The organism is Ruegeria sp. CDSC025, assembly GCF_059610805.1.
The window spans coordinates 113,616-128,486 of the sequence record NZ_JBXWOJ010000010.1; the positions used below are offsets into that span (position 1 = coordinate 113,616).

At 56.8% G+C, this 14,871-nt stretch carries 14 protein-coding genes and 1 tRNA gene; 13 read left to right on the plus strand and 2 right to left on the minus strand.

The window, feature by feature from the left end:
- Positions 1 to 6 precede the first annotated feature (6 nt).
- The 6 genes from hisD to AC2FH8_RS14965 all read left to right on the plus strand — a co-directional run bounded on the left by hisD (position 7) and on the right by AC2FH8_RS14965 (position 4,235).
- The gene (gene hisD, locus AC2FH8_RS14940; RefSeq protein ID WP_281995641.1) at positions 7 to 1,308 is read left to right on the plus strand and encodes a histidinol dehydrogenase; all 1,302 of its coding nucleotides are present in this window, start codon (positions 7 to 9) and stop codon (positions 1,306 to 1,308) included.
- Between the two features lie 120 nt (positions 1,309 to 1,428).
- Complete coding sequence (locus AC2FH8_RS14945; RefSeq protein WP_496690125.1) at positions 1,429 to 2,226, plus strand: hypothetical protein; 798 nt, start codon at positions 1,429 to 1,431, stop codon at positions 2,224 to 2,226.
- Positions 2,227 to 2,312: 86 nt separating this feature from the next.
- Positions 2,313 to 2,792, plus strand: coding sequence for a UPF0262 family protein (locus AC2FH8_RS14950; protein WP_142639020.1), 480 nt, complete (start codon positions 2,313 to 2,315; stop codon positions 2,790 to 2,792).
- Positions 2,793 to 2,795: 3 nt separating this feature from the next.
- The gene (locus AC2FH8_RS14955) at positions 2,796 to 3,248 is read left to right on the plus strand and encodes an arsenate-mycothiol transferase ArsC (RefSeq protein WP_142639018.1); all 453 of its coding nucleotides are present in this window, start codon (positions 2,796 to 2,798) and stop codon (positions 3,246 to 3,248) included.
- A gap of 2 nt (positions 3,249 to 3,250) precedes the next feature.
- On the plus strand, positions 3,251 to 3,649 hold the full coding sequence (locus AC2FH8_RS14960) for a ketosteroid isomerase-related protein (RefSeq protein ID WP_281995642.1): 399 nt from the start codon (positions 3,251 to 3,253) through the stop codon (positions 3,647 to 3,649).
- Complete coding sequence (locus AC2FH8_RS14965; RefSeq protein WP_281995643.1) at positions 3,642 to 4,235, plus strand: GNAT family N-acetyltransferase; 594 nt, start codon at positions 3,642 to 3,644, stop codon at positions 4,233 to 4,235. The genes AC2FH8_RS14960 and AC2FH8_RS14965 overlap by 8 nt, the downstream gene beginning before the upstream one ends.
- Before the next feature lie 50 nt (positions 4,236 to 4,285).
- Here AC2FH8_RS14965 and AC2FH8_RS14970 read toward each other — a convergent pair whose 3' ends face one another.
- Entirely contained in the window at positions 4,286 to 5,203 is a 918-nt protein-coding gene (locus tag AC2FH8_RS14970; RefSeq protein ID WP_142639012.1) for a hypothetical protein, read from the minus strand.
- 169 nt (positions 5,204 to 5,372) lie between these two features.
- Here AC2FH8_RS14970 and AC2FH8_RS14975 point away from each other — a divergent pair, with 169 nt between their 5' ends.
- From AC2FH8_RS14975 to AC2FH8_RS15000, 6 genes are all read left to right on the plus strand, one after another.
- Entirely contained in the window at positions 5,373 to 6,248 is an 876-nt protein-coding gene (locus AC2FH8_RS14975; protein ID WP_142639010.1) for a carbon-nitrogen hydrolase family protein, read from the plus strand.
- Between the two features lie 91 nt (positions 6,249 to 6,339).
- Positions 6,340 to 6,558 carry a translation initiation factor IF-1 gene (infA, locus tag AC2FH8_RS14980; protein WP_005978431.1) on the plus strand — a complete coding sequence of 73 codons (219 nt, stop codon included), beginning with the start codon at positions 6,340 to 6,342 and terminating at the stop codon, positions 6,556 to 6,558.
- A gap of 10 nt (positions 6,559 to 6,568) precedes the next feature.
- The gene (locus AC2FH8_RS14985; protein ID WP_142639008.1) at positions 6,569 to 7,147 is read left to right on the plus strand and encodes a Maf family protein; all 579 of its coding nucleotides are present in this window, start codon (positions 6,569 to 6,571) and stop codon (positions 7,145 to 7,147) included.
- A complete protein-coding gene (locus AC2FH8_RS14990) occupies positions 7,144 to 8,166 on the plus strand; it encodes a ribonuclease E/G (RefSeq protein WP_496690126.1) in 1,023 nt (340 codons plus the stop codon). The genes AC2FH8_RS14985 and AC2FH8_RS14990 overlap by 4 nt, the downstream gene beginning before the upstream one ends.
- Positions 8,163 to 8,345: a DNA gyrase inhibitor YacG gene (locus AC2FH8_RS14995; RefSeq protein WP_496690127.1), complete on the plus strand. Its 183-nt coding sequence runs from the start codon at positions 8,163 to 8,165 to the stop codon at positions 8,343 to 8,345. The genes AC2FH8_RS14990 and AC2FH8_RS14995 overlap by 4 nt, the downstream gene beginning before the upstream one ends.
- Before the next feature lie 79 nt (positions 8,346 to 8,424).
- Positions 8,425 to 8,499: transfer RNA gene (locus AC2FH8_RS15000), tRNA-Phe, on the plus strand.
- Positions 8,500 to 8,797: 298 nt separating this feature from the next.
- On the opposite strand, the gene AC2FH8_RS15005 is transcribed toward AC2FH8_RS15000, so the two are convergent.
- Positions 8,798 to 13,912: a RecQ family ATP-dependent DNA helicase gene (locus tag AC2FH8_RS15005; RefSeq protein WP_496690128.1), complete on the minus strand. Its 5,115-nt coding sequence runs from the start codon at positions 13,910 to 13,912 to the stop codon at positions 8,798 to 8,800.
- A gap of 580 nt (positions 13,913 to 14,492) precedes the next feature.
- Between AC2FH8_RS15005 and AC2FH8_RS15010 the strand changes: the two genes are divergently transcribed.
- Positions 14,493 to 14,855, plus strand: a complete 363-nt coding sequence (locus tag AC2FH8_RS15010) for a MobA/MobL family protein (protein WP_496690129.1) — start codon at positions 14,493 to 14,495, stop codon at positions 14,853 to 14,855.
- The last annotated feature ends 16 nt before the right edge of the window (positions 14,856 to 14,871 follow it).

The window sequence follows — 14,871 nt, forward strand, 5'->3', positions numbered from 1 at the left end:
CAGATCATGCCCGTTTTTCTAGACACCACGTCGCCCGAGTTTGACGCGGCTTTTCAGACCCTGCTGTCGGCCAAGCGCGAAGACAGCCCGGATGTGGATGCCATCGTCGCGCAGATCATTGACGATGTGCGGGTCCGTGGGGATGAGGCGGTAATCGAACTGACGGCCAAATTCGACCGGTTAGCGCTGACACCGGATACGCTGGCCTTTTCGGCAGAGGAAATCGACGTCGCCATTGCGCAGGTCTCGGACGCGGATCGTCAGGCGCTCGAACTGGCAGCCGAACGCATCCGGGCCTATCACGAGAAACAGATGCCCGCCGATCACCAATGGACGGATGAGGCCGGGGCGACCCTTGGCTGGCGCTGGTCCGCAGTGTCTGCGGCGGGGCTGTATGTGCCGGGAGGGCTGGCCTCGTATCCGTCGTCGGTTCTGATGAACGCGATCCCGGCCAATGTCGCAGGGGTCGAGCGTCTGGCCATCGCCGTGCCCACACCAGACGGTCAGGCGAACCCTCTGGTCCTTTTGGCCGCGCACCTGTCAGGCGTGAATACGGTCTATCGCATCGGCGGGGCGCAGGCGATTGCGGCACTGGCCTATGGAACAGATACCATCGCAGCGGTGGACAAGATCACAGGCCCCGGAAACGCTTTTGTTGCTGCCGCCAAACGCAGAGTCTTTGGTAAGGTCGGTATAGACATGATTGCGGGACCGTCCGAGATTCTGGTTATTGCTGACAAAGACAACGACCCCGACTGGATTGCACTGGATCTACTCAGCCAGGCAGAACATGACGAAAGTGCTCAGTCGATCCTGATCACGGATAGCGCCGATTTTGGACGGGCCGTGGCGCAAGCCGTGGAAAAACGTCTTGAAACCCTGCAACGCCGGGCCATAGCCGGGGCCAGTTGGCGCGATTTTGGTGCGGTGATCACTGTGGGCAGTCTGGATGAGGCAGCCTCTCTGTCGAACCGAATTGCCCCGGAACACCTTGAGCTATGCGTCGCAGATCCCGTCGCTCTGAGCGAAAAGACAATTCACGCAGGTGCAATCTTTCTTGGTCAGTACACGCCCGAGGCAATCGGGGATTATGTTGGTGGGCCTAATCACGTCCTACCCACCGCCCGGTCGGCGCGTTTTTCTTCCGGTCTGAGTGTGATGGATTTCCTGAAACGCACGACGCTCAGCCAGATGACACCCGAAGCCCTGCGGGCAATCGGGCCAGCGGCAGAGCAACTTGCGCAGTCGGAAAGCCTCGAGGCGCACGGGTTGTCCGTGACGGCACGGTTGAAGCGATTGAACGGTTGATCACCTATGGTCAGAGGGTCACACCTGCAATTACCTCATCCGATTTTCCCCGACAGGGCTTGAAATCAAGGGGCAAATTGCGGCGCTCTTTGTGTGCGACCGGATCTAAAGGAGGTTGATTTGGAACGTGTGGCGACCCTCTGGATCGGTAAGCGCTTTAGCTTTTTGGAGCATCTGTGCCTGAAGTCCTTCGCCGATGTCGACCAGAAGCCAATCGTCTATCACTATGGCGATCTTGAAGACATTCCGGATTATATCGAACCGCGCGATGCCCGCGAAATTTATGATACTCCCGAGATCTACCGCGATCCGATAACCCGATCCGTGGCCGTTCATGCAGATCTTTTCCGTCTGCAGTTGATGCAAAAAACCGACTATATCTGGGCCGATGCGGATGCTTATGCGGTCCGGCCATTCGAGACAAAGAACGGGTATCTTTTTCCGAATGCGAACCTCAAGAAACAACGGATCATGAACGGTGTACTTGCGTTGCCCAGCGACAGTCCGGGGCTGCAGGCCATGTGCAAATATGCTTTTGACAGCGATCTGGTGCCGCCATGGTGGACACAAGAACATAGGGAAACCTACCGCCAGATGTTCAACGGGTCGACCTATTGGAGCCTGCCAATTTTCAGCTTTGGTCCGCCCATGCTGTTTCACTTTCTTTATGGCACACCAGAGCATGAGATGGCTGTGCACAGGTCGGTCCTCTATCCTATCCCATTGCGATATCGCGGCCTTTGGAATGATCCTGACCTTTCCAAACTGGATTTTTTGAAGTGGGACCAACAGATGTCTGTCCATTTTTTTGGATCCTGGTTCCGAAAGATCTTTCTTGGCCGCCAAATCAACTCTGGTTCACTGGTCGATACGCTGTTGCGCAAACACGGAATAGATCCGTCCGAACACCCGCTTTGACGATTTTCGTCGGACGGGCGGTCACTGCGTTGCCCATTTATTTCCATTGGGATAAGTCTGTCCCGACCTGAGTGGACCAAACGACCATGACCCGAATTTCGCACATCGAACTGGATGATAGAAACTTGCCCCCGCCGACTCCCGAGATCGAGCAGGAGCGCAAGGTGGCAATCTATGATCTGCTTGAGGATAACGCTTTCGCGCTGCCCAAACGCGATGATCGTGTGGTTCCGGAAGGGCCGTATCATGTGCAGCTCTCGATCCGTGACAAGCGTTTGGTCTTCGACATTGCCACCGAAGCCGAAGAAAAAGCGGCCGAGTTCCATCTGTCCCTTGGACCATTCAGGCAGGTGGTCAAGGACTACTTCCAGATCTGTGAAAGCTATTTCGACGCCGTAAAGACTTTGCCGCCCAGCCAGATCGAAACCATCGACATGGCCCGGCGCGGTATCCACAACGAAGGCAGTCGGGTGTTGCAGGAACGTCTGGAAGGCAAGGCCGAAGTTGATTCAGACACAGCCCGTCGCCTGTTCACGCTGATCTGCGTATTGCATTTCGGGGGGTGACGGGTGACGTCTCTGCCGCAGTCCATCTTGTTCTGTTGCGACCACAATTCGGTCCGATCTCCGATGGCCGAAGGCATCATGAAGAAGTTTTATGGCACCGGCACCTATGTGCAATCCGCCGGGGTGCACAACGATCTTGAGATCGATGGCTTTTGCATTTCGGTCTGTCATGAAATCGACGTCGAGCTTTCACGTCACCGGTCCCGGTCGTTCGATGAAATGCAGGAATGGGGCGACGACCTCAGCTCGTTCGATCTGATTGTAGCGCTGTCGCCGGCCAGCCAGCGCCGTGCGCTGGATTTGACGCGGGTTTTTCATCTGGATGTCGATTATTGGCCAATAATGGACCCTACCGGGCTGGGCGAAAGCCGCGAGGAAAAGTTACATCACTACCGACAGACCCGCGATCAGATCATTCAGCATCTGAAGGACCGCTGGGGCGAACCAACGGAGTGACCATGAACGAAACCGTCAAAACCTATTTCGAAGCCTTCAACGCCGGGGACGTAACCGGCATGCTGGCCTGTTTGTCCGACGACGTGGCCCATCATGTGAACGAAGGGCAGATACGAGTGGGCAAAGAGAAATTCGCAGCTTTTTGTGACCACATGAACCGCTGCTATCGCGAGAACCTCACCGATATCGTTGTGTTCGCGGCCGAGGGCGGTACCCGTGCCGCCGCTGAATTCATCGTGAACGGCACCTATCTTGAGACGGATGAAGGCCTGCCCAAAGCACGCGGGCAGACCTACCGCCTACCAGCCGGGTCATTCTTTGACCTGAAGGATGGCAAGATCACGCGGGTCACCACCTTTTACAACCTGGCCGACTGGACCAAGCAGGTCTCGAATGGCTGAGGTCACAGGCGTTCGCGCCTTGACCGGGGCGGCGCTTGAGGCGGCTCTGGATGACGTCGCTCGCTTGCGGATCGAGGTGTTTCGGGCATGGCCGTATCTTTATGGCGGCGATCTGGAATACGAGCGGAAATACCTGCAATCCTACCGTGACAGCGACAGATCCATCGTTGTTGGTGCCTTTGACGGGGATCGTCTGATCGGCGCATCGACCGGCGCCCCGCTAGCCGACCATGCCGCCGATTTCGCGGCGGCCTTCGATGGCTCTGGGCTGGACTTGTCCCAGATCTTCTACTGCGCGGAATCCGTCTTGCTGCCCAACTATCGCGGGCAGGGCGTGGGGCATAGGTTCTTTGATTTGCGCGAAGCCCATGCGCGCAGCTTTGGCTTCACGAAATGCGCCTTTTGCGGTGTGCAACGCACGACCGATCACCCGATGCGGCCTGATACCTACCGCCCGCTGGATGCTTTTTGGAGCGCGCGGAAGTATGAGCCGTTGCCCGGCGCTATTGCGCAGTTTTCGTGGAGGGATATCGGTGAAGAAGGCGAGACGCTGAAGCCTTTGCAATTCTGGATCAGGGATTTGTAGGTGGTTTTGCCCGCTGTGCGGAGAAAGCCGAAATCAACGTCTACCGGCCCTCATCCATCATGATTTTCTACGCACCTGATCACAGACGCTTCAAGAAGCTCGCGATTGAAGGGCATGCTTTTGGCTGGCGTGCCTAGAAGGACAAAAGATGTTTTCCAAGTCGCTTCGCAAAATCCAGCGGCGCCCATCCATGCGACATAGGCTGAGAATCGCATACCGCTGAGCTCTAGTTCGACCGGGTCATAGACAGGTTCAGTCGGTAACAGCTCCAGGTCCGGTTGCTGGCCTCGAATTACGTTCAGAGCAACCTTTACTCCAGTGCTGTCAATCCAATCCTCTGACTCGGCACCTGTTCTTTCCGACTCCAGATAATCCAAAAACTCTTGAAGAGTTTCTTCTTTGGTGTCCGGGCTCTCAAGCAGCTTTGCAAAAGTAATTAGTCTTTTTTGATGGTATCCGCCCGGCTCCAGGCGTTGCGCTAGGCTGCGAAGTAACTCGGCATCTCCGGTGGCTATTGGCATATAGTATTGGCTTGTCAGCGAGTTGTTCGTCGAGGCAAGTAATTCAAGCGCTTCCTCAACGCACCCGTTTAACCAGTAAGCGGAGATGATCCTGCTTTGATCCCTCGGGTTCGAACGGGAGAAGTCAGTCAGTTGAATGACATCATAAAGCGAACCATCTTGCAGTTTCTTCCTGAGCGCCCCTTTGTCGCCATCGAATTGCATTAATGCCGTCCGCATCAAATAGAACTTTAACTCATCCCGCTGTTCGCGGGCGGGTTCTTTGGACATAAGCAACATGGTCAAACTGGCTCGTCTAACGTCTTGCTCTTTGCCATCACCCAAACCATCCAAAAACAACTGAGTAAGCGGTTCGTCGTGCCATGTTGGCGTATCAAAACAGTCCGCAAGCGCGGGCACAGATAAGCACGTTGTTCCTAAAACCAAGCAAAGGATTCTAAAATTCATCACTGGAAAATCCTCAATTTTCTTGCTCTCATTTACCAGTGCTGAAGTTCGTATGCCATGGGCTTACAAATGAACTAGCTGTCCTAAATTCAATGTGTCACGGTTGGGCTATACAGTCCACGAACGCACACTTAGATTTCAGCCGAGTTAAGACTGCAAGGAATGCCCCATGAGACTTGCCACCGCCGCCTATAACCTCGACTGGCTCGAAAACTGGGCGCAGTATGAAGATAAGCTGGCCCGCTGGGTCTCGGATGCCGCAGGGCAGGGGGCAGATCTTCTCGTGTTCCCCGAGTACGGCGCGATGGAATTGTCGACTTTGGACGGGGCCGAAGTAGCGGGTGATCTAGAGCGTTCGATCCGTGCTGTTTCAGATCGGATGGGGGACGTGCAGGCCCTGCATTCGCGTCTGGCTCAAGAGCATGAGACCTACATCCTGGGCGCATCCGCTCCAGTGATTGACGGGTCAGGCCGTCCGGTAAACCGGGCTGTGCTCTACGCTCCGAACGGGACGTTTGACCATCAGGACAAACAGATCATGACCCGCTTTGAACGCGAAGACTGGGATATCGCGCCGGGCGGACCACTGAAATTGTTTGATACCCCACTTGGAAAAATCGGAATCCTGATCTGCTATGACAGTGAATTCCCCCTGCTGGGCAGAGCCCTAAGTGAGGCGGATATAATCCTGGTTCCCTCATGCACCGAGGCGTTGGCAGGATACTGGCGTGTCCGCATCGGGGCTATGTCGCGTGCGCTGGAAAACCAATGTGTTACGGTCATGGCGTCTCTGGTGGGCAAAAACGAATGGTCCGATGCGGTGGATATGAATACAGGAACGGGCGGTATTTTTGGTCCACCTGACAAGGGTTTTCCCGCGACCGGAGTGTTAGCAGAGGGTGCGCTGAACCAACCTGGCTGGACCTATGCCGACGTCGACTTGACAACGATCGCCAATGTGCGCCGGGATGGCCATGTGTTGAACCGCGCCCATTGGGACGAGCAGTGCGGTCGAGTCGAAACAGTCACAATATCCTCTCTTTAGGTGAATACGCCCTTGAAATAAGCCCCAAATAGGCTCATTTAGGCGCACATCCCCGTAGATTCTGCGGGTGCAACGTAATTATGGAGACAACATGGCCAAGGAAGATACGCTCGAATTTCCCGGTGTCGTGAAGGAACTCCTGCCTAATGCGACGTTTCGGGTCGAGCTGGAAAACGGCCATGAGATCATCGCACATACGGCAGGCAAGATGCGCAAAAACCGCATCCGTGTTCTGGCTGGCGACAAAGTTCAAGTCGAGATGACCCCCTACGATCTGACCAAAGGTCGGATCAACTATCGCTTTAAGTAACGCCCGACACATGGCGTTTATTCTCGGATCGGGCAGTCCAAGGCGGCTGGACCTGCTGGCGCAGCTTGGTGTGCAGCCCGACGCCATCCGCGCCCCTGACATTGACGAAACGCCTTTGAAAGGTGAACTGCCGGTGCCCTACTGCCACCGGATCACACGCGCCAAGGTGCAAGCTGTTCCCGCCGAAAGCGATGATGTCACACTTTGTGCGGACACCACGGTCGCGCTGGGTCGGCGCATCTTGGGAAAGCCTGAAGATGCAGGTCAGGCGGCCGAGTTTCTGCACGCTCTGTCTGGACGGCGGCACCGGGTGATTACCTCGGTTGCAGTTCGGCGCGGAGACCGCATATCGCAACGCGATGTGGTGTCTCAGGTCAAGGTCAAGTGCCTATCGGATGTTGAGATCAATGCCTATCTGGCAACGGGTGACTGGCAAGGCAAAGCCGGTGCATATGCAATCCAGGGGCCTGCAGGGGCGTTCATCCCATGGATTTCCGGCTCATTTACCGGCATCGTGGGACTACCATTATCCGAGACCGCCGCTTTGCTGCAGGGCATCGGCTATCCTTTGTATCGTGAGGCACCATGAAGGGGCGTACCATCGTTTTAGACCACATCAACAACCGCGAGGCAGCGGCGTTGATGGTGGACGGAAAGCTTGACGATTTCCTGATTGCTTCCGAAGCCCCGGCCCCCGGTACCATCTACCGGGCGCGGGCGGATCGCCCGGTCAAGGGGCAGGGCGGGATGTTTCTGGCCACGCCGGACGGCCAGGCCTTTTTGCGACAGGTCAAAGGATTGGCCCTCGGAGAGCTTAAACTGGTCCAGGTGACCGGTTTTGTCGAACCCGGAAAGGCGCTGCCGGTGACGGATCGCGTGCTGTTCAAAAGCCGCTTTGCGATTGTCACTCCGGATGCACCGGGCCTGAATATATCGCGCAGTATCCGGGATGAGGATGAACGCGACCGCTTGCTGGAAATCGCACATGAGGCCATGGCAGGCAGCGAACACGGGTTGATCCTGCGGTCCTGCTGTCAGGGCGAGAATGCCCAAGAGATTGCCGAGGATATCGGCGTCATGCTGGCTCATGCCGATGCTGTGATGAACGATCCCGGTACCGAGCCTGAGGTTCTGCTCGCAGGTGATGGGCCGCATGTTTTGGCCTGGCGCGACTGGACCGACCCGGCCGAGGTCGTCACCGAGCCCGGCGCCTTTGAGGCGCATGGTGTCTTGGATGCATTGGATCAGGCGGGCGGAATATCAGAACCATTGGCCGGGGGCGGACACATCTATATCCAGCCCACCCGCGCCCTGGTGGCCGTAGATGTAAACACGGGTTCAGACACCTCGATGGCCGCCGGAACCAAGGCCAATTTCGCCTGCGCAAAAGCACTGCCACGTGCATTGCGTGTCCGTGGGTTGGGGGGGCAGATCACGCTCGACCTCGCTCCAATGCCCAAGAAAGACCGGCGCGGTTTCGAAGCCGCTTTGCGATCTGCATTCAAGTCTGATCCGATCGAGACGATTCTGGCAGGATGGACCCCGTTGGGTCACTATGAGTTGCAACGCAAACGCGGCCGGATTTCCCTTGCGGAAGTGCTGAAATGAGCTGTCCGATCTGTCACGAACCAACGGTGTCTCAATTCCGTCCTTTTTGTTCGAAACGCTGTGCAGACATTGATTTGGCCAAGTGGCTGAACGGGTCTTACGCGGTTCCTTCGCAGCGTGAAGAAGACGTTGAACAGGATGTTTCTTCAACTGAAACTGAGATGACGCGCCCACATTGAAAAAATGTAAAAAAGCCTCTGGACACTGCCAGTAGCAAGTCATAGAACGCCTCCACCCAACGGCAGAAGCCGTATCCGTGCCCGGGTAGCTCAGGGGTAGAGCAGTGGATTGAAAATCCTCGTGTCGGTGGTTCGATTCCGCCCCCGGGCACCATTTATCCAGGATCAGATTGTAGCTAACAATCTGTTTTATAATCCTTAAATGTAGACTGCGTCTGCTTGATTGAATGGGCAAGGGGCTGTTTGCTCCACAACTTGCTCCACAATTTGCTCCGCTCAAGATGTGTACTTCACATGGAAATGTTGGGGGTGTCCGAAAACAGTGTTGGCCCGCCATGCGGACAAAGCTGCCAATAATCCATCTTGTTGGAATGTGTGATAACGGCCCTGAGCAGTCCTTAGTGGCAAGTGCAGCGAACGATTGCTTGACCGCCCCACTTGCCATTCTGATCTTATACTGCCCCCTTGGCCTCTTCGAAAACCAGTTCAGGCACTACGACTTCCCAATTGGCGCGTTTAATCAGGTGATGAAAACGCTCATCGGCATCTTCCTTACGCCAGTGTATGATGGCCGCGATCTCGCCGGTGACAAATTTCGTGCCAATCGGGGGCGTAAATGCTCTTGCCATCCGCCCGAGGACCCGCCCTTGAATATCCTCGATCTGCCAGCGATCTCCAACACTGGCGAGCTTGATTGGCGCGCCGACCTGCGCTTCAGCGATCGCGTCATGAACAATGTGCCGATCACCTTGGCGCCCTGCAAATGACAGGTCGACCATCTTCATTTCTGGCGATTGAAAGAACCGGCGCGGGCCAGGGACTGTCGCCAAGTCGGGCACCACGTGCCGCTTGACGACGGAAGGTGACTCGGTGGGAAGGTATTCGTGATTGTCGTTACTCATGACGATCAAATTGCGCCGCGCACGTGTCATGGCGACATAGAACAAACGCCTCGGCGCGTCCTGATCTTCGTTTCGCGAGGGCCGCTCCCAACCACCATCCAGGATCACGACATCGTCGAATTCGAGGCCTTTCGCGCGATGCGCCGTCAACAACTTGAGGCCACGCTGCTCGCCCCATGAGTCTTTCGACCATTCAGCAAACCATTCGATCACGTCAGGGCTCGGAAGCGCTTTGCCATCAACTTCACGCGCAAGTTGGCCAAGTCCCTCGCCGATCCGGTCAGTCCAACGGCTCGTGGGTATCGCATTCAGAGTTTCGGTAAGGTCGCCCAAGCTGACCAAGGCAACGTGCCTCTCGCGCAGGCCACCAATGAACCTCCGCATCTCACGGGTGCGCCACACACTTGGCAAGTTTTCGTTCGCCATTTCGACTGGAATTCCATGCGCCTCGGCAAAATCGCGGACTGGCAGAAGCTTGCGCCAATCACGAGAAATGATTGCCGCGCCCTTCCAGCTCCAATCCGGGATCAGTTTTGACAGGCGGATCATCTCGTTGACCGCCGCAAGGGCCTGAGCGTCATTTCCGGCCGGGCAGCCAAGGATTTGGACCCGCCCCTGCGCAACCGGGTCGAGGCTTTCCATGATCCCCCCGGCCGGGTCCTTTTGCCTCGATTTGTCGACTGTAATCCCATGGCCAGTTTTCATACGTTCCCGAGATCCTTCGATCACGGCATTCGCTGCGCTGATGATGTTTTTCGACGAGCGGTAATTATCGGTCAGAAAGACCGGCTTGGCTGAATAATCCTGTTCGAATTGCCGGATGTGGCGCACCGATGCGCCGGCAAACGCATAGATATTCTGGTCGTCATCGCCGACCGCGAACAGGCTGATGCGTTGATCGGGGTCGTCGATACTGCGACCGGCCACCGCTGCGATCAAGGCGTATTCCTCGGGCCCAACGTCCTGATATTCGTCCACGAGAATCCATCGGAACCCTTGGATCAAGGTCTCTCGTAAGGCTTCGGCCTCGATTTTGTCCAGCCCGTCGCCACGCAAAAGACGTGCCGCATCGATCAGAAGCGTCTCGAAATCAGGCTCATCGGCCGTTTCCCGTCCGGCGAAGCTCGCGCCAATCAACCGCATGGCTAAGGCATGGATGGTCAAGACGGTCACAAAGCGAGCATCTTCGCCAATCAGCAGACGCAAGCGTTCCCGGATCTCGGCGGCCGCGTGACGATTGTAGGCGAGCACCAGTATACCGTTTGGATCTTCGCGCTTGATCCGGACCAGATAAGCGACGCGATGGACCAGCACGCGTGTCTTGCCCGACCCCGGCCCCGCGAGGACAAGGACATTGGTCTGTTCGCGGTCGTCACGCACGATCTGCTCTTGTGTCGAATTCCCCAGATTGTCGATGATCTCGGCGTAAGACTGAGGTGTTGCCTGCCGTCTGAACTCCGAAATTTTCCCTGGCATCCAAGTTTTCATGAAGTCGGACTGATCCATTGCGAAATAGTCATGCGCGAGCCGCTGGGCCTGATCGATATCGTCGATACCTTTGCCCGCATATGCCGCCATCACGTGGGTCTGGATGGTTTGTTCAGTGTAGTGGTCTTCGAGCGGCGCGAAATGCTGGGTGGTAAAAGCGCCGCCCTTCTGATTGATGTGCAACGTCATGGCCGAGCGGAACACGGACAAACCCTTGCCCAGAGTCACCACCTGCTGTTCGTGCAACCACAGAAGCGCCCGGTCCATCAGCTTTGCAGGGTGATTGACAGATGTCCGCAATAGCGCATCGCTGTTGATTGCTGCAAGAAGGTCGCCAAGCGTGGTCTCGACGGGAACATCTTTCCCACGCAGGCCAGCCTGAACCTTGTTGATCAAGAATGAAACCAATCGCTCTGCGGCCTGCCTGCGAAGCTGAGCGGTCTGTTCGATTGTCCCCCATGATCTTTGCGTTCGCACCATTACACTGCCTTTAGACACCTTGCGCAGGCCAATATTGCCTCTGCCGCCATCCATGTCGCGGCCATCCTGCGCAATCCCACGGAGCAAACCCTCGACAATATCGGGCCGCACGGAGGCGTGTCCCCGCTCCCGCAGGTCCTGCGCCACTGAGGCCAGATGGCAGGGCACAGCCTCATTGATGTCCGCGTCTGGCGCGTGCTCTCTAAGGATCGCAATCAGGTCAGCTTCCAACCGGGACGCCGCTTGGAATCGTTTCGGCGAGGCATTCTCGACGCGCACATGCACGAAGATGGTGATGTTTGTATCATCTTTTGCAATCCCCAAGGCCTCGAGGTCCGCCAAAGCTTTGCGAACGCCCGACATCGTCAGCCCACTGACCCCGCAGAGCTCGTCCGTGGTGATGCCCTCTTCCTGCGGCGCGTTGATGATATGCTGCACGATGGCGGCCAGATCCTCGCGCCGCCGCTCGGTGATCTCAGCGGATGCAAGGATTTTACGGACCTCCTTCATGCTTCTTACTCGGAGCGAGGCGGGGAACACCTGCACCCGGTTTTCTTCGCGGTTCAGAAGGTGTGCTTCTTCCAGCCAGGCGACGGCCGTCTTCACTCGCGTATCGTCGGTATTGCTGTCCCGCTGGAAATCTCGCTCTTTCTCCTCATGAACGATCTCACCGGGTGTAGCGACTATTTCACCGCCTTTTCCGGTCCGAGCATCAAGGCGCCGAAGCGCCTTCAGGATCGCGCCGATTTCGTGCCGCGCGAGTCGAGAACGCGCGCTGAGGCTGAACTGACGATCAACGTCTTCGGTATTGAACAACAGGACGCAGTTTGCAGGTTCGCGGTCTCGCCCGGCGCGACCCGCCTCTTGCAGGTAGTTTTCCAGCGACCCCGGCACGTCCCCGTGAACCACCAGACGGATGTCCGGCTTGTCGACCCCCATCCCAAAGGCATTGGTGGCCGCGATCACGCGCAGATTGCCAACGCGGAAATCTTCCTGGATCTCACGTTTGTCATCGGCGCTGAGGCCCGCATGATAGCGTTCAGCGGCGATGCCTTGTTGTTTTAAGAACTCCGCCACGCGCTCGGTTGCGTTTCGGGTCGCACAGTAGACGACGGCCCCTGACACGCCCTCGCGCGGAAGCTGGGCTTCGATCGTGTCGAGGATATCGGTCATCTTGGTGGCACGCTGCGTTGGCAGCACCTGGAAGCTCAGGTTCGACCGCGATGCGCCACCGTCGATCAACACCAGTTCGGACCCCAAACGCTCTTTGAAATGATTGCGGATGTCTTGCACGACGTCTGGCTTCGCTGTCGCGGTCAAGCAAAGCACCGGAGCCGGTTCGTCGCCTGAGCTCTCCTTGATAAACCGCGAAACGTAGCGATAGTCGGGTCTGAAATCGTGTCCCCATTTGGACACGCAGTGCGCCTCGTCCAACACCCACAGCCCTATCTCGCGCTGTGCCAGAACGGACCGAACTGTTGTGCTGCGCAGTTGTTCGGGCGAAATCAAAAGGATCGCAGCATCCCCGAGCCGCACCTTGTCAAGCGCATCCTGACGCTCGGGCAATGACAATAGCCCGTTAATAGTCACTGCCGAGGAAATTCCGGCCCGAACCAGGCCCTGAACTTGGTCCGCCATCAGCGCCACAAGCGGCGATATTACGACGGTCAAGGCCCCGGTCTTGTCGAACCGAGACAGCGCGGGGATCTGGTAACAGATGGATTTACCCGTGCCCGTCGGAAGGATGCCCAACAAATTGTCGCCTTCCATGGCCGTCGCCACAATCTTTTCTTGAAGCGGGCGTCCGTTCTCGTCGATTGGTTCCGGGCGGAAACTTGGAAAACCGAACCATCGTTCGAGCGCACGAGTGGGATCATTGTGCTCTGCGCAATAGGCACAGTGCTGATCACGACAATTCGTATCTCTCAGGTCTTTGACCAGCCGTGCTGCGTCACGGAATTGCGCCCGCACCCAAGGCGGCATAACAGAATCCCCACCAGCGACCGAAATCCAGGCAAGGGCATATGCCATCGGCCAGCCCAGCCCAGTGTCCGAGAGCCGCTCGAGCAAGGCGTCCACCTGCGCGCCGCAGGCCAAGTCTTTAAGCAACTTCCGAATGGCCTCGTGCGCTTCTGCTTCTGTCGGGATAGGCGCCCCGCGCACGTCGCTGAACAACCGATCAAACCCGTCGCTACCGGGACCTCGGCAGCACAACCAGTGATAGGCCATCATCGTTTCTGGCGACAACGTGTTCAGCGATACCAAGGCGTCGATCTGATTGCGAAGAACCTCGAACACAAGACGCGCGTCGAGCTCGGGATCGTTGACGTGACCACTTTGAAGCCGCCCATCGCGGTAGTGCTTGACCAGATGATGGTAGGGATTGCGCGGGAACGCCAAGGGGTTGAGCCACAGCGTGTCAATCGGTCCGTCCGCGAGCTTTGCGAAGCGCGGCGAGACCGCCATGAGATGCGGCAGGTCATGGCGCAGAATATTGTGTCCAATGACATGTGCGAAACCGGCGCAAAACAAGTCGAGCTTTTCAAGCGCGGCCTTCGGATCGCCTTTACGATGAATTATCCCCTCTCCATCACCGTCTGGCACGGCTGCAAAGGCGAACAACTTGGCTTCCTTGGGATCAACCTCCAGATCAATCGACAGACAACGCGACAATACGTTGGCTTGTTCCCGCGGCATTTGAATATGCTTATTTCCCGGCGGAATAGCCTCGGGGCTTTCAAGTGGCTGTTGTTTGCCACGGCCAAGGGCCTTCGATATGCCGCGGGAAATTAAGTTTTTCATATTCGCAGGCTAATAATTATTCACAAGGAGCGGAACCTTCGGCGGCCATTTGACAAAATATGTTGTCCCGATGCCATGCCAAGTTTGCGAGGTGCGGCCAGTGTCTTTTTCTTCGGATTTGAAGATCTTCCCATCCGGAGCCAACAGCCGGTCGACAAAATCACTCGGCACCTCTATGTGAGACCGGTGCTGGCAGGTTTCAGACAGGTTTGTTGATCAAAGTTCGACTGTTCTCCGCCCCGCCGATCTTTTACGAATGCAGAATACCCCCGGTTCCCGCCCAAACGACAAATGCTGCGCTCATCCCCTAAGTCGCCTTTGGTCCCGAAACCGACCTCTGTGCGGCGCCCGGTCTACGATGCGCGCACAATCCCCACCGGACGGATGCAGGTTTCTTGTGGTTTTCTGATGCGATAGAGAGCTGCATATGCAATCGGTCAAAGTACTTTTCGAAGTGAGTCCTTGCGGAACTACGATGCAAGTTGATGCGCGGGTTAGACGACGGTTTTCGCCGGGCAGAAAGGGTGGCCTCCTGTCTCATGAATTGATCAACTGGACAGGAAACGCCGAGGAGCTCTGGAACGCTGCTGAGCGTTCGGAACGCCGAAAGAATGCAAGAGTCATCCGCGAACTGCGCCCATCCCTGCCGCGCGAGCTACCGCTTCCCGAGCAGGTCCGGCTTGTCCGCGGCTTCTGCCTCTGGCTTCGCGATGAATACGGCGTTGCCGTTCAAGCCGACATTCACGCGCCGCGTTTCCTGTGCCCTGAGGAAGAGAAACGGCACAGCGCGGGCAAAGCTGACTTTGCAAAGTTGCCGTTCAAAGTTTCGCTTGCCTAATTTGACCGGCCCAGAT

What these genes read in the sequence shown, in the direction of transcription:
- AC2FH8_RS15010 (WP_496690129.1), top strand. Translation starts at nt 14,493, where the DNA reads ATGCAAGTTGATGCGCGGGTTAGACGACGGTTTTCGCCGGGCAGAAAG.
- AC2FH8_RS14965 (WP_281995643.1), top strand. Translation starts at nt 3,642, where the DNA reads ATGGCTGAGGTCACAGGCGTTCGCGCCTTGACCGGGGCGGCGCTTGAG.
- AC2FH8_RS14995 (WP_496690127.1), top strand. Translation starts at nt 8,163, where the DNA reads ATGAGCTGTCCGATCTGTCACGAACCAACGGTGTCTCAATTCCGTCCT.
- infA (WP_005978431.1), top strand. Translation starts at nt 6,340, where the DNA reads ATGGCCAAGGAAGATACGCTCGAATTTCCCGGTGTCGTGAAGGAACTC.
- AC2FH8_RS14970 (WP_142639012.1), bottom strand. Translation starts at nt 5,203, where the DNA reads ATGAATTTTAGAATCCTTTGCTTGGTTTTAGGAACAACGTGCTTATCT.
- AC2FH8_RS14950 (WP_142639020.1), top strand. Translation starts at nt 2,313, where the DNA reads ATGACCCGAATTTCGCACATCGAACTGGATGATAGAAACTTGCCCCCG.
- hisD (WP_281995641.1), top strand. Translation starts at nt 7, where the DNA reads ATGCCCGTTTTTCTAGACACCACGTCGCCCGAGTTTGACGCGGCTTTT.
- AC2FH8_RS14990 (WP_496690126.1), top strand. Translation starts at nt 7,144, where the DNA reads ATGAAGGGGCGTACCATCGTTTTAGACCACATCAACAACCGCGAGGCA.
- AC2FH8_RS14975 (WP_142639010.1), top strand. Translation starts at nt 5,373, where the DNA reads ATGAGACTTGCCACCGCCGCCTATAACCTCGACTGGCTCGAAAACTGG.
- AC2FH8_RS14960 (WP_281995642.1), top strand. Translation starts at nt 3,251, where the DNA reads ATGAACGAAACCGTCAAAACCTATTTCGAAGCCTTCAACGCCGGGGAC.
- AC2FH8_RS15005 (WP_496690128.1), bottom strand. Translation starts at nt 13,912, where the DNA reads ATGCCGCGGGAACAAGCCAACGTATTGTCGCGTTGTCTGTCGATTGAT.
- AC2FH8_RS14985 (WP_142639008.1), top strand. Translation starts at nt 6,569, where the DNA reads ATGGCGTTTATTCTCGGATCGGGCAGTCCAAGGCGGCTGGACCTGCTG.